Source organism: Legionella pelazae, from assembly GCF_052527395.1.
The window spans coordinates 20399-36313 of sequence record NZ_JBNVZS010000015.1; the positions used below are offsets into that span (position 1 = coordinate 20399).

Consider the following 15915-nt stretch of genomic DNA (forward strand, 5'->3'; position numbering starts at 1 on the left):
ATTTTTTTAGGAGAACAATTAATGTTTACATTGAACCAAATGGAAATTTTTTATTTTGTCGCAACTTGGAATAGTTTTTCACAAGCGGCATTAGACCTAGGGGTGTCAAAGGGTTATGTCAGTACGCAAATCACTGCATTAGAAAAAAATTTAGGCGTTAAATTATTGTATCGCACTACTCGTCATTTAAGTTTAACCGAGGAAGGGATTTTATTTTTAGAGTTCTGCACAAATATCGTAAGAGAAAAGAAACTTGCCGCATCTTTGTTAAAAAATTCGCAAGAAGAGCCCCACGGTCATTTAAAAATTACAGCTCCCCCATCAATGTGCTCAACCTTTTTAGCACAATTGTTACCTAAGTTTCAGGAACAATATCCAAAAATGTCCTTAACAATAGATTCATCATCTTCAGTTAAAAATTTATTACAGCATGGGATAGATATTGCACTGCGTATTACACACTCGCCTGATGAAAATTATGTTGCACGTTTAATTACTACGTTTAACTTTGTTATTTGTGCCACGCCCGAGTATTTGAGTAAATACGGCATGCCACAAGAGTCAGATGAATTACTACAACATAATTGTTTAATTTATTCTGCTGATCCTGTCCAAAACCACTGGCCATTCCAACTACAAGGATCAGTGAAAATTATGACGGTGCAGGGTAATTTAGTCTCTGCTAATAGCTCTATTATTAAAAATGCTTTACTAAGAAATAAAGGTATTGCACGATTGCCAGAATATATTGTGGCTGATGAAATATTGGAAAATAAGCTTATTGTACTTTTTAATAAAAATGTGAGTATAAAAATGCCTATTTATGCCATTTATTCAAGTAACATAAAGTTACCACCTAAAATTAAGTGCTTTGTCCAATTCCTAAAAGAAAATCTTACCCTCGCTTAATGAATTTACCAAAAATAAATCGTACTAGAAGTAGTAGGAAAAGAATTTTATCTAGAAAAGATAGACTCAGTAGTAATCTTTTAAGTCTAATTAATATGCTGCTTAGACTTAATTTTATTGCAGTTTAAATATCGAATAGTTTTATTAATCAGTTTTTTGACCCACCTTCAGTGTTTGAATTGTTATTGTTTGCCTATGCACTTTTCACATTTCTTTATTTGGATATTCTAAGGATATCTCATAACAAGCCAGTCTGACTGAATACAGAATGTAACAATGAAGAATAAAAGTTAATTATAATTTTGCTTGGGTAAATAGTTATCTTCGGCTTTAGGAATATCTTGACCTAGCCAATTTACTGAACGACCGCCATCTATGGTTAAGATGTTTGGCAAATTGGCTGCCATTCCCGGCTGTAATTGATAAAACTAAATTATAATATGGCTTTAAAGCATCTATCGTGCTAGGCTGACATTTTGGTGGTCTTTTTTGATTAACCTTTTTAGGAAGAGTAAACTTTGTCTTACGTTCAACTATTGAAACAATAGCATGCGTGCGATTCCTGCTAATAATGGTATCAATCTCTCAATCACTGACTCAGGTTTTTTCATCAGCGACTTTAAGTCTTTCATCAATGAGTCGCCGATTCTTAATCTGACCTTGACGTTTGGGGCTACCATAGCGCTTACGATACTTCTTTTGTCGATATCTTAGGTGCTTAAATAAACATCCGCCATGTTTTTTATTCTCTATGATAAACTGATAAATCCACTCAGAACTCAAGCTAGATAATCGTTTACGCTTAGCATAGCCGCTTATCTGTTCAGGACTCCAATCTTGCTGTAGCTTTTCTTTAATAAACGCCTTAATTTCATCACTCGCTTTTACATACTTTGGCTTATCTCCTTGGCGGTCATCAGCATACTTTTGGCGTAGTTCGCTTTATAAGTTCAATAACCTAAACGAGTTCAAACAAAGGTTAGATTGTGATTAAGTTCCCGACTAATCGTCGATTTATATATGCCTATTTCGTCTGCTAATATAGTCTTTGGAAGACATTATAGTGAAGCTTTAGAGTTATAAAATTTTACTATTTTCACGAATTAATTAATTCTACGGAAGCATTTACAAAATCCTTTGTATTTCTTGTTACAAGCTTAAGACTATGCACTTTTGCCATTGCAGCAAGCAAGACATCAATTGCAGGCAGAATTCTTTCTTCAAAATAATTTGGCAATTCTATTTCTAAAAAATGAGAAAATTTTTCATACTTTTGGGTTCTGTGATTCCCTCTACTCTTTTCCTTACAAATATCTTCCATCCCTGAAATAAATTATTTTTTGAAAGTGAGTCCATAAAGATCGAATTTCTTCTTTGCGAGTTTTAATAATTTCTCATATTTAGCAGATTGGAAAAGATTAGATTAAGTAATTATTGCCTTTTTATTAACCCTTTTCTTTCAAGCATTTTACTTAGACTTATATTCATTACTCTGGGGATATCTATTGCAGGTAGTGGCCGGCTATAGAGAAAGCCTTGTATCTCATTGCAATCCTGCATTTTTAAAAAGTGTAACTGCTCTAGCGTCTCAACTCCCTCCGCAACGATTGACAAATCTAAATTTTTTCCCATGGCAATGATAGCTTTAATAATAGAAATACAATTAGAGGCGGTTGTACAATCGAGAATAAACGATTTATCAATCTTTATTTTATCGATTGGAAAATCTTTAAGATAAGCAAAACTAGAATACCCCGTACCAAAGTCGTCTATTGAAATTTTTATTCCCATTTCTCTTAGTTTTGCAAGTGTTGTTGAGATGGTTTGTTGATTTGACATTAAAGTGCTTTCGGTTAATTCGATAGTTAAATACTTTGCTTCTAGATTTGTTTCTTTTAAAATTTGCTCCAATGTATTGAAGAATGTTTGCTTACTTATTTGGATGCCTGATACATTTACAGCCAGTTGCACGGGGTTGAGGCCTGTTTCCTGCCAAATTTTAGCTTGTTTACAGGCTTCCTTTAATACCCATTCCCCTATTTGAATAATTAATCCATTTTCTTCTGCTAAAGGAATAAATTCACTAGGGGAAATATTGCCCATTTGAGGATGCTCCCAGCGTAGGAGCACTTCAAGAGAGCAAATTTGTTCGCTACTTAAATCGATAATAGGTTGATAGACGAGGGAAAATTGTTTTCTTTCAATAGCTAAGTGTAATTGACTTAAAAGCGTCATACGTCTTTTAGAGCCTTGCCGTAATTCTTTTTTATAGACCTGATAAGAATTTCGGCCTTGCTTTTTGGCCCAATACATCGCAATGTCAGCATTTTTTAAAAGATTTGATGGGTCTTTGCCATGCTTAGGATAAATACTTATACCCATACTTACCGTAATAATAACATTATTTATCCCAATTTTAATTGGGCTTAACAGGCAATAATGCATTTTTTGAACTAAGTCGTTTATTTCCTCTGAGTTTTGGATTAAACAAAAAATAACAAATTCATCGCCACCAAATCGAAACACGGTATCTGTTTCACGCAGGCAAAGTACTAATCTTTTGGCAACTTGGCGTAATAAGATATCGCCTGCCTCATGACCTAAATTATCATTAATCGTTTTAAAATTATCGAGATCTATAAATAAGATTGCTAAGTTGAGCTTAAATCGTTTTGCATATTTAATCTCTTGATAAAGTTTTTTAGTTAATTGTGAGCGATTGGGTAAACCTGTCAAAGTATCATGTGTTGCCTGAAATATTATTTGCTCTTCCATTTTTCTACGGTCCGTAACTTCATGAAAAGTCCATACCCGGCCAATAATCTTATTCTCTAATATATGAGGTTTACCGTAACGTTCAAATATTTTGCCATTTAAAAAATTTAATTCATCAAAACTATCTAAGTGTGGATGTTTAGCAAAGTACTTAAGCCTTTTTAGGAATTGTTCGGGATCTTCAAGCTGCGTGATGGCTTTAGCCACAGCTTCATCATCATTATGCGAGTCGACAAATTCGCGGCTAAGTTGCCATATTTCTAGAAACCTTTGATTGTAGTACTCAAGCTTATTATTTGAATTTACTACAAGTATTCCATCGTTAGTCGATTCTAAAATTGCTTTTGTTGCTGCAAGTGAATTTTTAAGTTCTTTTGATTTTGTCTTAATTTTATCATTTTGATCTAATGAAGTTAGAAGGAGATTATAGCTATTGTATGCAATACTAAGCATGACCCCTATATAAAGAAAGCTCATCAAACCTAGCAAATGGTAAAGGTCTCCTTGAAGGAAAAACCAAATAGTTAATGGCAAAAAAGACAAAATTAAAAAAAAGGCATAAATGATAAAAACAGGCGAATATAAGTTATTTGCAGCTGCGGTTACCCCAAATATGACGATTATCCCTATAAATTGATGAATAATTTCTCTGTCTGGTAAGAGAAAAATGCTAACAGAGCCCCAGCCACTTCCAGAAAAGAAGACGCCTAAGCAAAATAAATTTAACCAAAAATAACAGGAATTTTTTTTTTATTTTTTTGATAAATTACAAGTAAAAGGCCTCGGCTTATTCCTGGAAATAAATACATGTATAAAAGCCAATATATAAGTAAGAAATGACTACTTATATTCCATAGAGCCACACTTAAACCTGTGGCTACTAAGCCCTCAGATAACAATATAAATTTAGATAATTGTTTATAAAGTAGTTGAACTTGTTCATTACGAATTTTTTCTGATAAGCGTTGAGGATTAATATAATTAATAAATAAAAAAAGCTTATCGAAAACCCCTTTTTTCATTAATAGAATCTTCCTTAATAAATTTGATAATTAATATACAGCTAGCAAAAGCTATTTAAATTATTATACTTTACATTTTATTAAAAATACTATTGAGGATTTTTTATAGTAAAAGTATAGCTTAAATATAAAGTTTCTGACCTAATTAAATAAAACTTAGTAAAAGACACTGGAGAAAGTCATAAATGTTAAATAGTTTATATTTTTTCTATACTTTAATAAATTATGAAATAATTGTTTTATTATTAAAATTAATCTGCCGATAAGGGATATAAGTATGAAAAGCCTGATTATAAATTAGGTTTTGGTAATGATTTCATACTATCAGTTAGTCAAATTTGCTGTTTGTTAGAGCAAACTAAGCATATAAATTTTAAATATAATTTAGCACATTAACTATTTAATTAATATTCATAATACCAAAATCAACATTCAAAATACTACCAATCAAAAGCCTAAAACAAGATGTATGCGAATCTAAAGAGATATCATTTATTAATCTTATTTCATGTGTACAATTGAGCTACGGCCAGAGATTATTATTCTTACGTATCGCATATTTTTTGCAACACGACCTTTTGAACAAATAAGTTGCCTATATTCATCTTCTTTTAACTAAGATGTATTGATAAAATTCTTATACTACCTTGACAGTTATCTGTAAAATTATAGACTTTCTAATTAAACCTTCAACGGTAGTAAAGAGTAAGACGCCTTATTATGTTTAAACTCGATTTATCTAAATTAAGCGACTATGTAGCAAGTCAAGAAAATGCAAATAGGACAAAATTCAATTTAAGTAATAATTTATTAGAATTTTTACAGGAAAAAGATTGGGTGATTAAAATTTTAAAAGCTTGCTTGATAAAGGCATATCTCGAGAATAGCTTTATTGAAGAAAAAGCAGAGCAATTATCTAGATATTGGAGCTTAGGAAAGCTGTGGTCCCTTTCCGTTGATGAAGATATTCCTTTTAACATTGAAATAATTAGTGTGTTTTTAAATAGTTCTAATTATAAACGTTTTCTAGCTGAGGGTATCCCGCTATCTTTACCAAAAAAATCCTGGTATCAGTCACAAAAACTTCATACTGTTATTTATGATCTCTATCAGCAAATTCTAGAGTATGAAAAAAGATTACAGGTTGAAAATGATATAGTAGTGTCCTTCCTCGGACTTTAAATCAATCCATGTTAGATCGGGCGTAATTAGAGTAGCCAATTAACTTAAGCACATAATAGAATTAAAATCCCCAAACCAAATTTTCTAATTCTTTTAGAGAAGATACTTTGTTTTGCCAGCCGGGAATTCTTATTTGAATCTCTAAATTGCTATATTTATGAAGAAGCATTAACGCCGTTAACTGGTGACTTAGATCCGCATTTATTTCATGGGGTAAAAAACCATAAGCATTTAAAAAAACCTTGAGTAATTCTTTATTGCCTTGGATTAAAAATACACCAGGGCCTAATAAGTCATATTTGTAATAACCTAACTTGGCATCGCCAAAATCAATTAAGCCTGAAATATGCCAAACACCTTTAATATTATTGACTAGAACATTCATTGGTGTGTATTCGCCAGTTAAAATAACCGGCTTTTCAATTTCAAGTAAGGATTCATTAACTGTTTCAATATAGGAAGGAATTTGCTGCAGTAACGTGGTAGATAAATTTTTAATTCTATGATTTTCTAGGCAGCCTATTATTTGATTTTGAATAAACATTTTCCAATGACAACCAATTGATTCTAAGCCCTGTGTTGATAAAGAATGAACCTCTCTGATTAATGAACCTAGCTCCCTCATAATAAGTAATTTATTATTATGCTCTAAGGTGTGCCAAAGTGTTTCTAACAGCGTTCCTTCTAACTGAGTCATTATTAGATAAGGCCATCCAGCTATTTCACCTTCATAATGAAGTACAGGTGTTTTAACTGATAGTTTTCCTTCAAGTGCTTTGAGAACTAATCGTTCGCTTTCAAATTGGTCTTGGTGAAAAGGGGGAAACAGTTTAATAACAAACCTATCATAAGAAAATACAATATTAGTTCCTTCAGAAAAAAGTGTTAATGATTTTAAAGGTAAATCATGGTGAACAAGAATTTTCTTTACAGTACTTTCAAAAATGTTGCTAGTTAATTTTAAATCTTCAAATTCTGCAAATGAATTAATCGATGCTAACGTGCTTAGAGTATCCATAATTGTTCCGTACTAACTCACAATTTGTAAACATTAAATTTTTAGCAATCTCTCACATTCTGATAAAAATTTTCACCTTGCCCAAAGAGGGTGAAAAGAGTAATTATCTTGCGGGCAAACAAGATCCTCCTTTAATAAACAGTCCATGGCTATAAATTTTTGCTCGAAATTTTATAAGGAAGGAAAGAATTATTACTAATTTTACTTCGAAAGTTAAAGTCTACGATGCCTAGAAAATTTTTATTCCTCATTAAGGGCTTTCTCTAAAACCTTTACTAATCTTGGGGAATCTGGCTTGGTAGTCGAGTAAAAAAAGGTAATCAACTCGCCCTTACGATTGATGAGATATTTATGAAAATTCCATTTTGGGGAACTTCCAAATCCTAATTTTTGTTTAGCCCAACGATAAAAAGGATGTGCCCCTTGACCCGAAACCACTTCTTTAGCAGCCATTGGAAAAGAGACACCATAATTAACTCGACAAAAATCAGCAATATCCTGTTCTGAACCGGGCTCTTGGCTGCCAAAATCATTTGAAGGAACGCCAAGGATTACTAAACCTCGATCTTTATATTTTTGATAGAGTTTTTCCAAACTAGCATACTGAGGTGTAAATCCACATTTTGACGCCGTATTAACGATGATTAAAACTTTTCCTTTAAATTGACTAAGGGGTAAAGGCTGATGTCCAACCAATGAATGGAAGGAATAATCATATGCATTACCATAAGGTTTGCTTGTATTATCATTAGTTGAAGCGATATTAGTACTCATGAATAAACATCCTATTAAGACTATAAGCTTATACATATAGTATATCCATAGACTATCCGTCATTTTTAGTTACTAAAAGCTTAGATAACTATATGCAGATTTTTAAAACTAACTATTTTATCATGTAATTAACTAAAAAATTACTTGTAAGTAAAAAGAGTGATGAATGAAATTTTTATTCATTAATTTCCTTTGTAGGTCCCTTACCCTAATTAAAAAAGTCACTCTTCCAGTCGCAATATCCTGCATTCCACCAACTACTTTAATTTTACCCTCTTTAACTAATTTAGACAGTAGGAGGCTTTGGGTTTGTTTCATAACTAAGCGAACATTATACTCAGCTATTTGGTTAATAAATCGGGATTAGAGCAATCTTTTGTCTTTTTATCGTACGTGGCTTGGGTTACTGCGGGTAGAGGATAAATCTGAAAAAATTTAAATCCAATAGCCGCAGAGTTAATATAACCTTAATTATTTTTAGTTACAATACCTTATTTTTTAGCAAATTTTGCTTAATGGAAAGATTTTTAACTGAATATAAAAAAAATAAAATATTTATTCATGTTCCCACTAAAAAGTATTATTTAAGCAATTTAGGGCTATTTAGGGACCAATCAGCCCAAAAAGGGGGTACTTGTTGGTATTATGTACTCAACTATCTCAGGATCCGATATGGTAAAGATTTTCCTAATCAAGATTATCCTTATAGAAGGATTGAAAGGATATTATCCTTATTTCGAAATAATATAGTTAAGATTGAGAATATAACATCAAAATTTCTTGCTTCTCTAGAATCTTTGCAATTTGAGTATCAGAAAGAAGAAATAGATAAGATAATAGCAGAAAAACGCTTAAATATTAATCAAGAGCTAAGCTTAAAGTCGGAAGACCCCTTCAAAGAGGAAGAGATACAGTTGCTGAAAAATTTCTTAAATCAGTTTGAATTTAATGAGCTTAGTTTATATATAAATAATATAATTTTATTGAAGTATATTACTAATGCTCGCCATTGCCTGGAAGAATTAGGAATAAATTCTAATCATGCTCTGCAAGAGCATATAAAAGAACACGCTAATTTTGAATTCGATAATCTAACTATATCAGATGAGTATATAATTTTTCAAAATCTAATTTATTTAGAGGCTGTAAAACAATACCATTTAAAAATTTCTACGTGGAATCCTTGTTATAAAATAGAGCATCTTATTGAACATTTAAACAAGGAAGGCCCTTTAGCGGTATCAGGATATTTTCAATTTAAAGAGGATTTTCTTCCATCCTTAGAAAGTAACAAAATTGGTATTCGTCCTCTTTATTATTTAGAAGAACTAACCATTGAATATGGAGATATTGGACATGCTGTACTAATTATAGGGGCAGAAATTAATGACAGTGGCGAGTGGGTATTCTACCTTGATCCCAATGATTCTACTGGAACAAGCAAGGTTTATAAAATTCCTTATCATTATTTAAATAAAGTTATAGCCGATATCTATGGATACCCTTTTTCAGAGGCAGACCAAACTAAAAATATACCTTTTGCTGTATGTACTGATAATAACTGGATTCAAAAAGAAGAGAATTTAATACTTAAGCTTTAAAATCAATTTCAATCCTAGAGAGAATTTATTAACGAAATTATAATTCACTTTACTTAACTTGAAATTTCTTTATCTTTTAATTTCTTTAATATACCCTTGCGCAAATATTTAAAAAGGGCAGAGTAAATAATACTTTTTTTAAGTATATCATTTGCACATTACTTTAATTTGAAAGATTTCTAAATAACTTATCGCTCAGCCTGGCAAGAGAATCAAACTTAAAAAGAATATATTAACCATGGATTAGCCAATAGGTGTAGTTAGATTTTCTGAGCAACCCAAACAGTAGCTTCTCCGCATCCTTGATCTTTAACTTTATGCACCAATATCTTAAAGTTATTATTTATAAGTATCTGTTCATATTCTTCAATTGTAAGTGAGGCATGATATAAATCTTGCCCTCCATTTTCACTCCAAGCTTCGCCAGATTCAGGCCCTGAAGTGAACATTAATAAACCATTTTGCTCCACATAAGAAGCTAGTAACTTTAATGTGCTGCGCTGATCTTCCTGAGGTAAATGGAACAAACTGTGCCATGCAATAACAGCATGAAATTTTTCATTCAAATCCAAAGTACGCATATCTGCTAAAAGCCACCTTTCTTTTGGAAACCTTTGTTTACACAAATCAATCATTTTCTTGCTAGCGTCTATTCCAATGACTGTATAACCTTCATCGATTAAAAATTTATCAATAGGCTCTCCTGTACCACATCCTATATCTAATATTGTGCTGCGAGGTGGAAGATATTTTTGAATGAAATTTAAATAAAATTTCTCCATAATCAGATCTTTTCTGCGATTATTGTCAAACCAGTCAATAATTTCATCATATACTTGATAAACTTTATCTTTATTCTTTTTTGCCATGTTAAATCTTTGTAAAATTGGTTACATTACCGAGTTGAATCTAGGTGTGATTTTAAAGTTAACCTATTCTGTATTATAATTTTTAATTTAAAATATTTTTTTGCTCATTTTCAGGATTTTGGATTAGCTGATTAGAAATCAGGATAGCTGCACCTATAGCAAATAGGCCTGCAAATTTTGCTAGGGTACGTGTATTACAACAGGTATTAAGCTTATTATTTTGAGGAACTATAGGTGAACTCTGAGAAGCTATAGGTAAATTTTCGGTAATCATAGATGGTTTTTTAGAAACGTCTGTATATTTTCTATAATTGATAGGTGAAATATAATCCTTGCTTTGCATCTCGCTTGGTAACTGTGCAAGAGATCTGTTAAGTTGCGGATTAACTACAAATGCTTCGAAATCATTTAAGAAATTATTGTCTAGTTTTTCAAGATTAAGTTCAAACTTTCTTACAGTTTTAATTCTATCGCTAAATAAATACCATTCTGCTTGATCATCATAGTGCCTAAAAAAGTGGAGAATTTCGCTGGCATTTCCGTTATAAAGCCCGCCGGTGACACTAAAAACTAGTTTCTTTCTCTGCTTATCAAGATAAAATTCAAAGTCTTCTATATCTTCGGGAGGGTAAGTAATGTTACTGAAAATAAAAGCTTTTAATTTTTCATATGCAGTAGAATGATTTCCCTTAATATTAATAATTTGTTTGTATCTTTGCTGAAATCGTTCAAAGCGTTTTTCTAATAGCACAATAGTCTCCAATATACAAAATAAAGTATCTAATAACCTAAAACTGCCATCTTGTTATCAAAGGGATATATTTTTGCGGTTAATATAAACTGTCTAAGAATTTATGTACAATGAAGTTGTCTTCACAAGAAAAAATTAAACTACTAGATATAAATTTCCATTATATTGCAAAAGTAATAATAAGTTTAGCTCATTTATTCGATTTCAATTTGAAAGCTATGTAGTAAACTTAATACTTCTGGCACTGAGAATTTTGCCCGGCGAATATCATTGTCACTGGGATTTATGGTGTAATTAATTGCATCAATAAAGGATGCCGAATTTAAGTTAGTATACATAAAGAGACTACTTTCCAAATCAGTTAACATAAAATTTCCATTAGAAAAATTTCCCTCCCTGAAATCCGCATCATGTGCGATACATTCTTCAATAATGATTTCCTTTAAATCTAATCCATAAAAACTTGAATAACTGATATTGGAGCGATAAAACTGAACTGGACTTGTTAGTCTAATGAGAGGCCACTTGGCTTTTGTCCAGTTAACTCCAATTAATTTACAGTCAGCAAAAATAGTCTCACTAAAAGATGAGTTAGTTATTTGAATAGCGCTTAAATTGCATGAAACAAACTCACAATCAACAAATTTACAGGCAATTAATTTGGCTTCGTTAAAATTAATCTTTTCAAATTTACAATTTTTAAAGATTTTATTTTCAACTTCAGATTTCTCTAATTTTAAATCTGAAAACGTAAGATTATAAAATTCATTTTGGGCAAATATATTCATTTGCTGAGTCTTTAACATCAATGAGTTGTCCTTTTAATTACTATTAATAATATCATAAATCGATAACTAAGGACTTTAAATAGAGTTAGAACAAGCACAAAAGAACTGTTCTTAAGTTAGTTAATCCTAGCTTTTCTAAATTCCGTTTCTTGTAACCGTTTTGCAAAGTTTTCATCAGACTCGCACTCAGAAAAATTTGCTTCAGCTGAATCAAGTGTTGCAATCATAGATTCTACAAACCATCGAATTATGGTAAAAAACTTAAGGTGAGTAATCTTGAAATTAGCGACAATGATTTTTCAAATCCTAAAGAAGATAGCTCGCATTATCTACCTGATTTTTGGCTGCCTTATCAAAATATTTCCCTTAATGAAAAAACAAATCAAGTTTCTAACTATAAAATCGACTTCTCTTCTTAATTTACAATACCAAAATAATTTCATTTTGCTATACTTTTGACCTCATTTCGAATCTTTAATTATCATGAGTGGTCTTAGATTAGGTCATTATTCCATATACACGTAATACTAATTATGGAGCTCAGGCTTTTTATAAACACTATGGATTTCATGAATATACAAAATTTGAGTTGAAGCCAGTTTTAGGTTTGGATAAAAGCAAACTGTATTTTCCCAATGATGATGCTACTACCAATCCTGGTGCCTTCATCGCCTTTAGTAAACTTACCCATCCTTATCACGCTTAAGATTTATGGGGACCGCTACTAATTTAATATTAGTTAAAATGAATAGCGATTTACTATTTAATTTTATTTTATGACTTAAGTAGATAAGATTGCCTTGGCTTTTTTTGCGAGCGCTTTATTTGTACTTTCATTAAAATCGCCTTCCCACTTAGCAAGAACAATAGTTGCTACGCCATTACCTATTAAATTTGTTATAGAGCGTGCTATATCCATAAATCTGTCTATTCCTAACAATAAAGCAAGCCCTTCCAAAGGAATAGACGGCAATGTAGATAAAGTAGAAGCTAGCACCAGAAATCCACCGCCTGTTACTGCTGCAGCACCTTTAGAGGTTATTAATAAAATTGCAATAATGGTTAATTGCTGGCTAAATGTTAAATCAACATTAAAGGCTTGAGCTATAAATAAAGCAGAAATAGTCAGATAAATAGATGTCCCATCTAAATTAAATGTGTAACCTGCAGGCAAAACTAATCCAACTACCCTTTTAGCGCAGCCAAATTGTTCTAATTTTTTGATCATTTGTGGTAATACAACTTCAGAAGACGATGTACCAAATACAATTAATAATTCTTCTTTTATAAGGCTTAAGAAGCTCCAAAAACTAAAGTTTGCTAACTTGCTAACTAAGTTCAGTACAATAAAAATAAACAGCAAACTTGTTATATAAATTGCAATTAATAATTGACTAAGTGCAAGAAGTGTATGAATACCGTAAGCGCCAATTGTATAGGCCATGGCTCCAAAAGCTCCTATAGGAGCAATTTTCATAATAAAACCAATTATGGAGAACAAGATTGTAGAAAATAAATCAATAAAACGCGTGATAGATTTTACTTTTTCACCTGCATGTAGAAGACCGAAGCCAAATAAAATAGCTATTAATAAAATAGGCAATACATCGCTTCTAGTAAAAGCACTAATAAAGGTATCTGGAATAATATTAAGCAAAAAAGTAACCGTATCAGAATTAGAATTTTGCACTACATAATTTGCTATAGCTGTCTTATCAAGACTGTGTACATCAATATTCATTCCCATACCAGGGCGATATAAGTTAGCAATAGCTAAGCCAATTAATAGTGCAACGGTCGTAATGAGCTCAAAGTAGATAAGTGTTTTAATACCAATACGACCCGCTTCGCTTATATTTTTCATGCTTGCGATACCGCTTACAACCGTAGTAAAAATAATTGGTGTAATCATCATTTTTACTAGCCTAATAAAGCCATCACCTAAAGGCCGCATTTGTATTGCTAACTGTGGGTAACAATATCCTATTAAAACTCCTAAAATAATACTGATGAGGACTTGGAAGTATAATTGTTTATAAAATTTATATTTTTTCACTAATTCCTTCCTAATAGCATCAATATGAGATAGAAATTACTGTACGATAAACGCTTATTTTTATCAAAGTAAGTTGTAAACTATCATAATAGCTATGCTCATAGGTTTTATAATTAAATGGCTAAAGGTTGCTAGATTTTTCAGAGCGGCTTAAATGGGTATCTATTATCAGTACTATTTTCTAGAATTAGTATGGAGAAGCAATCTAGTTACATAAGATCTGAAGCCTCTAATTAGTGATGACTAATATTCCTACTTATTAATTAAAGAAGTTTATTAATCTTCATAATCACTTCTATCAAGGCACCACCATTGATTAGACCAAGGATGATAATCAATTTCTAAAAAATTAAGAATTCCTTCTACTTGGCGTGAACAAGCTAACTTATGATCATTATTCTCATTTATTTTAAATATCTTAATATTATCAAAACGATAGATTTTCCAATCATCACCTTCATCTTGAGAATGTGCATGGCATTTTTGCTGATGTGATTCTACAACTCCACTATAAAATTTTACCTTAGGCATAGGAAAATGTGTGTTTTGGTTTTGAATTTCATAATATATCGAAAAATCAGTTTGATTTTTTATACAAATAGCATAAGCACTAAAAGTAAAGAGATAAAGAAGCGCAAGAAGGAATTTTTTCATTATTAAAGTGAAGGATTATTATTAAATTACTTTACTAGAATCTATTAAAATTACAATGGGAGTAATGGAGCTATTTTAACAATTTGAAAAATAATTTTTAAATGAATTAAAATATAAAAATAAATACAGCCTTAAAATTTATTATTAGGTCTTTTGTGGCCATTCTTTGCCACACATTAACCGAGAAATCATCAAACTGCTAACGCTATTGCCTGTCGCATTTAGCATAGTAGCTAAAGGATCAATCAGTACACTAATAGCTGCTATCGCAATTAACACAGATGGAGGAAAATTGTAGGCACTAAGAATCAATAATTCGCCAAGCATGCCGCCGCTAGGAATTGCACCCATAGCCGTACCTACTAATAGGGAAATTCCTACGGCTGTAAGAAGTATATTAGGGCTAGTGAAATCTAAATGAAATAAGCCAAATAAAAAAGAAATTTTAAATATACCGCCAATAACTGAACCATCTTTATGAACGAGAGAACCAAATGGTATAGTAATATCTGCAATTTCAGAAGGTACGTGCATTTTTTTTGTTGCTTCTAAATTAACAGGAATACTTGCAGCACTACTACATGTTGCTAATGCAGTTAGCATAGGAGTGGAAATATTAGACCAAAACAACAGTATTCCCTTTTTCTTTGCGGCAAGAAAAGCAAATAATGTTGATGCCATAATAAAATAAAGAGAAGCCGAAAAGTAATAAAGAATGGTAATGCGTAGGTAATTCCCTATAACTTGAGGGCCTAGTTCACTGACTAAAACTGCAAAGTAAGCAAAAAAACCGATAGGCGCATAATACATAATAAGGTTAAAACTCTTCATCAGCACAGCTTCCCCAACATACAAAATTTCAAGACATAAACTGCCTTTTTGCTTATCGATTTGAGTTATTGCTGTACCTATTATCATAGAAAAGACAATTAAAGCTAACATATGTTGATGAGATAATAGCTCTGAAAAATTAGACACCGTAAATATGCTTGCAATTTGATTAAAAACACTAGGGGTCTTGCTTAATGCAGATAAATTAAAGGGTATATATGTTCCTGGAGCCGGTGGAAAGAGAGATACTATTAATAAAGCATATAAAGCAGCAATAAGACTTGTGAAGATAAATACTGCGGCCATATAAAACATCAGAGTGGTTAATTTACCTAGAGAGGAAGTGCGCGCAATAGCAGAAGATATACTAAAAAAGATTAAAGGAACAATAGTAGTAAGAATTAAGTTAATAAAGATATCACCAAAGGGTTTTAAGTAATGACCTTTAGGACCTAGCCAATATCCCGTAATACCTCCAAGTAAAATTGAACTAAATAAAATAATCGGGAATAAGAAAGATTTATAGGATTTTTTCATAATAATTTATAAAAATTAAAGCATTTAATTTTAAGGCGATTCATAAGGAGAAGCTTTTGCTTCTCCTTAGTTCAATTATGCCAATAGACAGGCTTTGATTTTAGGTTTTTCTGACACCCTAGTTTAATACAAACTTATAATCAAGTTA

At 31.4% G+C, this 15915-nt stretch carries 16 protein-coding genes; 4 read left to right on the top strand and 12 right to left on the bottom strand.

All coding sequences use genetic code 11. From position 1 onward, the window contains the following. Positions 1 to 21 precede the first annotated feature (21 nt). Positions 22 to 909, top strand: a complete 888-nt coding sequence (locus tag ACQUW5_RS13170; RefSeq protein WP_444991728.1) for a LysR family transcriptional regulator — start codon at positions 22 to 24, stop codon at positions 907 to 909. 597 nt (positions 910 to 1506) lie between these two features. Here ACQUW5_RS13170 and ACQUW5_RS13175 read toward each other — a convergent pair. The 4 genes from ACQUW5_RS13175 to ACQUW5_RS13190 form a co-directional block, all read right to left on the bottom strand. Further along, entirely contained in the window at positions 1507 to 1692 is a 186-nt protein-coding gene (locus ACQUW5_RS13175; RefSeq protein ID WP_444991729.1) for a hypothetical protein, read from the bottom strand. A 313-nt stretch (positions 1693 to 2005) separates the two neighbouring features. Continuing rightward, on the bottom strand, positions 2006 to 2230 hold the full coding sequence (locus tag ACQUW5_RS13180; protein WP_444991730.1) for a PIN domain-containing protein: 225 nt from the start codon (positions 2228 to 2230) through the stop codon (positions 2006 to 2008). 110 nt (positions 2231 to 2340) lie between these two features. Continuing rightward, complete coding sequence (locus tag ACQUW5_RS13185; RefSeq protein ID WP_444991731.1) at positions 2341 to 4137, bottom strand: sensor domain-containing protein; 1797 nt, start codon at positions 4135 to 4137, stop codon at positions 2341 to 2343. A 269-nt stretch (positions 4138 to 4406) separates the two neighbouring features. Then, positions 4407 to 4706 carry a hypothetical protein gene (locus tag ACQUW5_RS13190; RefSeq protein ID WP_444991732.1) on the bottom strand — a complete coding sequence of 100 codons (300 nt, stop codon included), beginning with the start codon at positions 4704 to 4706 and terminating at the stop codon, positions 4407 to 4409. 720 nt (positions 4707 to 5426) lie between these two features. Between ACQUW5_RS13190 and ACQUW5_RS13195 the strand changes: the two genes are divergently transcribed. Next, on the top strand, positions 5427 to 5888 hold the full coding sequence (locus ACQUW5_RS13195; protein WP_444991733.1) for a hypothetical protein: 462 nt from the start codon (positions 5427 to 5429) through the stop codon (positions 5886 to 5888). Positions 5889 to 5949: 61 nt separating this feature from the next. Here ACQUW5_RS13195 and ACQUW5_RS13200 read toward each other — a convergent pair whose 3' ends face one another. Then, complete coding sequence (locus tag ACQUW5_RS13200; RefSeq protein WP_444991734.1) at positions 5950 to 6906, bottom strand: aminoglycoside phosphotransferase family protein; 957 nt, start codon at positions 6904 to 6906, stop codon at positions 5950 to 5952. Positions 6907 to 7146: 240 nt separating this feature from the next. Further along, complete coding sequence (locus ACQUW5_RS13205) at positions 7147 to 7680, bottom strand: glutathione peroxidase (RefSeq protein WP_444991735.1); 534 nt, start codon at positions 7678 to 7680, stop codon at positions 7147 to 7149. A gap of 515 nt (positions 7681 to 8195) precedes the next feature. Here ACQUW5_RS13205 and ACQUW5_RS13210 point away from each other — a divergent pair. Continuing rightward, positions 8196 to 9281: a hypothetical protein gene (locus tag ACQUW5_RS13210; RefSeq protein WP_444991736.1), complete on the top strand. Its 1086-nt coding sequence runs from the start codon at positions 8196 to 8198 to the stop codon at positions 9279 to 9281. 260 nt (positions 9282 to 9541) lie between these two features. Here the strand turns inward: ACQUW5_RS13210 and ACQUW5_RS13215 are convergent, their stop codons facing one another. The 3 genes from ACQUW5_RS13215 to ACQUW5_RS13225 all read right to left on the bottom strand — a co-directional run bounded on the left by ACQUW5_RS13215 (position 9542) and on the right by ACQUW5_RS13225 (position 11707). After that, positions 9542 to 10150, bottom strand: a complete 609-nt coding sequence (locus tag ACQUW5_RS13215) for a class I SAM-dependent DNA methyltransferase (protein WP_444991737.1) — start codon at positions 10148 to 10150, stop codon at positions 9542 to 9544. An 82-nt stretch (positions 10151 to 10232) separates the two neighbouring features. Beyond that, a complete protein-coding gene (locus ACQUW5_RS13220) occupies positions 10233 to 10901 on the bottom strand; it encodes a hypothetical protein (protein ID WP_444991738.1) in 669 nt (222 codons plus the stop codon). A gap of 194 nt (positions 10902 to 11095) precedes the next feature. Further along, a complete protein-coding gene (locus ACQUW5_RS13225) occupies positions 11096 to 11707 on the bottom strand; it encodes a pentapeptide repeat-containing protein (protein WP_444991787.1) in 612 nt (203 codons plus the stop codon). A gap of 248 nt (positions 11708 to 11955) precedes the next feature. Here ACQUW5_RS13225 and ACQUW5_RS13230 point away from each other — a divergent pair, with 248 nt between their 5' ends. Beyond that, the gene (locus ACQUW5_RS13230) at positions 11956 to 12108 is read left to right on the top strand and encodes a hypothetical protein (protein WP_444991739.1); all 153 of its coding nucleotides are present in this window, start codon (positions 11956 to 11958) and stop codon (positions 12106 to 12108) included. A gap of 362 nt (positions 12109 to 12470) precedes the next feature. On the opposite strand, the gene dctA is transcribed toward ACQUW5_RS13230, so the two are convergent. The 3 genes from dctA to ACQUW5_RS13245 form a co-directional block, all read right to left on the bottom strand. Next, complete coding sequence (gene dctA / locus ACQUW5_RS13235; protein WP_444991740.1) at positions 12471 to 13745, bottom strand: C4-dicarboxylate transporter DctA; 1275 nt, start codon at positions 13743 to 13745, stop codon at positions 12471 to 12473. 276 nt (positions 13746 to 14021) lie between these two features. Further along, positions 14022 to 14399 (bottom strand): hypothetical protein, encoded by a 378-nt coding sequence (locus tag ACQUW5_RS13240; RefSeq protein ID WP_444991741.1) that lies wholly within the window; start codon positions 14397 to 14399, stop codon positions 14022 to 14024. Positions 14400 to 14543: 144 nt separating this feature from the next. Beyond that, positions 14544 to 15767, bottom strand: a complete 1224-nt coding sequence (locus ACQUW5_RS13245) for a dicarboxylate/amino acid:cation symporter (RefSeq protein ID WP_444991742.1) — start codon at positions 15765 to 15767, stop codon at positions 14544 to 14546. Positions 15768 to 15915 lie beyond the last annotated feature (148 nt).